Annotated in this window: 5 protein-coding genes; 2 read left to right on the forward strand and 3 right to left on the reverse strand. The window is 69.6% G+C overall.

From position 1 onward, the window contains the following. Positions 1 to 20 precede the first annotated feature (20 nt). Both mshB and A8G08_RS12580 read left to right on the forward strand, forming a co-directional pair. Complete coding sequence (mshB, locus tag A8G08_RS12575; protein WP_068274255.1) at positions 21 to 935, forward strand: N-acetyl-1-D-myo-inositol-2-amino-2-deoxy-alpha-D-glucopyranoside deacetylase; 915 nt, start codon at positions 21 to 23, stop codon at positions 933 to 935. Beyond that, positions 932 to 1300: a hypothetical protein gene (locus A8G08_RS12580; RefSeq protein ID WP_068274247.1), complete on the forward strand. Its 369-nt coding sequence runs from the start codon at positions 932 to 934 to the stop codon at positions 1298 to 1300. The genes mshB and A8G08_RS12580 overlap by 4 nt, the downstream gene beginning before the upstream one ends. Here the strand turns inward: A8G08_RS12580 and A8G08_RS12585 are convergent. The 3 genes from A8G08_RS12585 to A8G08_RS12595 all read right to left on the reverse strand — a co-directional run. Beyond that, positions 1276 to 1995, reverse strand: coding sequence for a uracil-DNA glycosylase (locus tag A8G08_RS12585; protein WP_068274249.1), 720 nt, complete (start codon positions 1993 to 1995; stop codon positions 1276 to 1278). The genes A8G08_RS12580 and A8G08_RS12585 overlap by 25 nt on opposite strands. Before the next feature lie 185 nt (positions 1996 to 2180). Continuing rightward, positions 2181 to 3686: a PH domain-containing protein gene (locus A8G08_RS12590; RefSeq protein WP_068274253.1), complete on the reverse strand. Its 1506-nt coding sequence runs from the start codon at positions 3684 to 3686 to the stop codon at positions 2181 to 2183. Further along, positions 3683 to 3991 (reverse strand): PH domain-containing protein (locus tag A8G08_RS12595; RefSeq protein ID WP_157108545.1); only part of this gene is annotated, 309 nt, incomplete at its 5' end. The genes A8G08_RS12595 and A8G08_RS12590, both read right to left, overlap by 4 nt.

Here is a 3991-nt window from a genome sequence, read left to right on the forward strand (position 1 = left end):
GGATGGAGCCTGTTGCCGAAATGAGTGACGACTCGTTGCCGCTGCCCGATCGGCGCATGCTGCTCGTGCACGCGCACCCCGACGACGAGACCATCACCACCGGCGGCACGATCGCGCACTATGCCGCTGCCGGCGTCGACGTGACAGTTCTGACCTGCACGCTCGGTGAGGAGGGCGAGGTCATCGGCGAGCAGTGGGCCGGGCTCACCTCTGATCGCGCCGATCAGCTCGGCGGTTACCGCGTCCTCGAATTGACCAGGGCGCTGGCCGAACTCGGTGCGCGCGGCCCCCGCTTCCTCCGCGGCGCGGGCACGTACCGCGACTCGGGAATGGTGGGCACGCCGCCGGCGGCGAACCCGCGCGCGTTCATCAACGGGGATACCGATGAGGCGGTCGGCGCGCTGGTGGCGGTGATCCGCGAACTGCGCCCGCATGTCGTAGTCTGCTACGACGAGGTCGGCGGCTACGGACACCCCGATCACATTCGCGCGCATCAGCTTTGCGTTGCCGCGGTGGGCGTCGCAGGCGGCGACTCGTATCCCGGCGAGCCGTGGGATCCACCCAAGTTCTATGCGACGGTGACCGACGCCGACGCGCTCGCCGCGGCGACCGCAACGATCACGGAATTTCCGGCATCGTGGCGACGGCCCGAACCGGGCGAGCTGCCCAGTGTCGACTCGGCATCAGTGACCACGGCTCTCGACGTTTCCGCGGTTGCGGATGCGAAGCGAAATGCCCTGCGCGCCCATGCCACTCAGGTCACTGTCGCGGATTCGGGTACGGAATACTCCCTATCGAACAACATCGTTCAACCGATCCTGGACGAGGAGCATTACGTGCTGCTGCGTGGGACGCTCGGTGCGGTGGATGCCTCCGGCCGCGAGGCCGATCTGTTCGCCGGTATCGAGGAACTGCTTGGGGCGGAGCCGCGTTGACCCGCTTGTGGCTGGACCGGGTGACGCTCGGCGTGCTTGTGTTCGACGGCTTCCTCTCCGCAGTGATCGGAGTGTTGTTCCTGCCCAGCTACATCGGCGCGATCCCGTTTCCGATCAGTGCGGTCGCGTCCGGAATCGTCAACGTGGCGCTGGTCTTCGGCGCCCGCTCGATCACCGGGCCCACCCGCAGGGCGGGCTGGCCGCTGATCGGTTGGTGCTTCGGCTTCCTGCTGTGCACGTTCGGCGGACCGGGCGGGGACATCGTGTTGCCGCAGTCGTGGCAATCGCTGCTGATGCTCGCGTTCGGCCTCGGACCGGCCGGCTATCTCGTCTTCCGTGGTCAGCCGGCGCCGGCAGGTCGCTGAATTTCGGCCGCGTCCGCCGCGGCGGCGAGCACGTCCTCGAGCATGGCCGGGGTGAGTCGTCCCGTGAAGGTGTTCTGCTGGCTGACGTGATAGCAGCCGAACACTTCGATCGGCCGCGGCCCAGTGAGCGGCACCCGCACTCCGTGACCGAATTTCGGGCGCGGCCTTGGCACCTGCCAACCCGCGTTCGCAAGCACCGGCAGCAGCGCCTGCCAGCCGAACCCGCCGAGCACCACGATGGTGCGCAATGTCGGTGCGAGCAGCGGTAGTTCGGCCTCGAGCCATGTGCGGCAGTTGTCGCGCTCTTCGGGGGTGGGCTTGTTGTCCGGCGGTGCGCAGTGCACCGGCGCGGTGATTCGTGTGCCGTACAGCTCGAGCCCGTCGCCGATCCGTAGGGCAGTGGGCTGACTGGCGAGCCCGACCGCGTGCAGCGCCGCGTAGAGGACATCTCCGCTGCGGTCGCCGGTGAACATGCGCCCGGTGCGGTTCGCGCCGTGGGCGGCCGGTGCGAGGCCCACAATCAGCATCCGGGCGTCGGCCGGACCGAACCCGGGAACCGGCCTACCCCAGTAGGTCTCGTCGCGGAAGGCGGCCCGCTTCTCCCGCGCGACCCGTTCGCGCCACTCGACCAGGCGTGGGCAGGCGCGGCAATCCACCAGCTCGGCCTCGAGCTTCGCCAATTCGCGCGCACCCACGGTTCCATCATGCCGCCGGGCCGGGGCCGTTCCAGTCCGCTTCGCGTGGGCAAAGTTCGTAAACGGGTGCAAAACTTCGACCCCGGGACCACAATTTGCCCCCGTTTGGGCTCGCTTCGCGTGGGCAAAATTCGTAAACGGGTGCAAAGTTTCGGCCCCGCGAACTAGTTTTGCCCCCGTTTGGGTCAGGTTCGGCGCGCCCAGATGTCGCCCGCGCCAGGCTGCACGTCCTCGATCAACTCCCACGCGCCCGCCTCCGGCAGGTCGATCACGTCGTAGCGACCCTTGCCTGCGGCAGTCGCGGCGCACACCGTCGCCACCCCGGCCCGGCGCTGAAAGAACGTTTGCCGCACAGTCCAGCCGACAATGCCGTTCGCCTCGACGCAGTCCCGGTCCCGGTAGAGCGAGCCGCTGCGGGTGATCAGCCAGCGGCGGTCGCCGCCGAGCACCGCGTGGCCAAGTCCGCGGTAGCGATCGATCGCCAGCGCGACCGCCCCCACGAGCAGTACGGCAATGCCGACCCACGCCGACCACGGAATGGTGGCCCCATACCTTCCGGCCAGGAGCAGTCCCGCAGCGAGCAGCAGGACCGGTGCCACCGCGCGGGTCATCCGTCGTCGCGCGGCAACCGGACCGTGACCGACGAGCGGAGCGGTGTACTGCCGCGCCGACCCGAGCAGGTGATGCATCACCCGTTCCACCTCGCCCCGCGGCGACTGCGGGATCAGCTTCGCCTGCCGGTGCCCGCCGGTCATGATCGCCTCGAGCTCGGCGCCACCGACCGCACGCAACAGGAGCGGCTCGGCGACCGTCGCGCCGCGCAGCCGGTCCCGGTCCAGCGTCATCGCCCGAGTCGTCAGCAGGCCGCTCTCGCAGTGCAGGGTCCTGCCGTCGTCGATCACCCGCAGCCGGCCCCAGCGGATCAGGTATCCGGCGCAGGCAAGGACGCTGAGCAAGGCGAGCGCGGCAATGACGCCAACGGTGATGGCGATCGGCAGCCCGATGCTCCGAGCGGACTCCACCCCGCCCGACACGGCATCCGATTCAGCGAGCCACTGCACCGCGCCGAACTGCACGGCGAGGCCGGCGATGGGTGCGACGATGGCGACCCCGGTGAATGACAGCGGCGCGTAGCGCACCCACGCGGGGGAGAAGCGGGCCACCTCGATGCCCGCGGGAACAGGTGTATCGGTCTCGGCTGGCGCAGCGGTCCGCAGCAGTGCCGCGCGCATCGGTGGAACGGCACGCGCGTCGAGCGCATTGAGCCGGAACGCCTCATCGCCGCTCGCCTGCTGCCCGGTGTCGATGCGGATGACGGCGAGCCCGAGTAGCCGGTGCAGCACGGTCGACTCGACATCGATCGAGCGAATGCGGGACCGCGGCACCGACAGCCGCCGCCGTTGGAACAGGCCCGAGCGCAGCTCGATATGTACCGGGCCGATCCGGTATGTGGTCGTGAACCAGCGCAGCACCGCGGCGCCGACGACGATCGCCAGGCCGATCAGGCCCCAGGCGTGGTTTCCGCTGCGGCTGCCGAGCAGCACCGCCAGGATCAGCGCGGGCGCGAGGCGTACGACCTCGTTCACCGGGTGGATCAGCAGCATGCGCTTGTCGAGGCGCAGCCATGGCAGTTCCGCCTCGCGCTCTTCGGCCGCGACGCTCTGCTCGGCGGGCGGCACCGGCAGGGTCATGTCGCGTCCTCGCCGTCGCGGCCGGCGATCTCGGTCAGCTGTGCGACGGTTCGCTCGGCGACGGCGAGATCGAGCGCCTCGATCTCGACCGCGCCCGCCGCTGACGCTGTCGTCACGGTGACGGTCGCGAGCCCGAGCAGTCGATCGATCGGTCCGCGTTGCGTGTCCACCGTCTGCACCCGCGAGATCGGGGCGATCCGACGCTCGTGGGTGAACCAGCCGGTCCGGGTGTAGACCGCGGTATCGCTGACCTCCCAGCGATGCACCGCGTAGCGCCAGAACGGGACGACGACGATATGCAGGAC

This window comes from Aldersonia kunmingensis, assembly GCF_001646865.1.
GTDB lineage: Bacteria > Actinomycetota > Actinomycetes > Mycobacteriales > Mycobacteriaceae > Aldersonia > Aldersonia kunmingensis.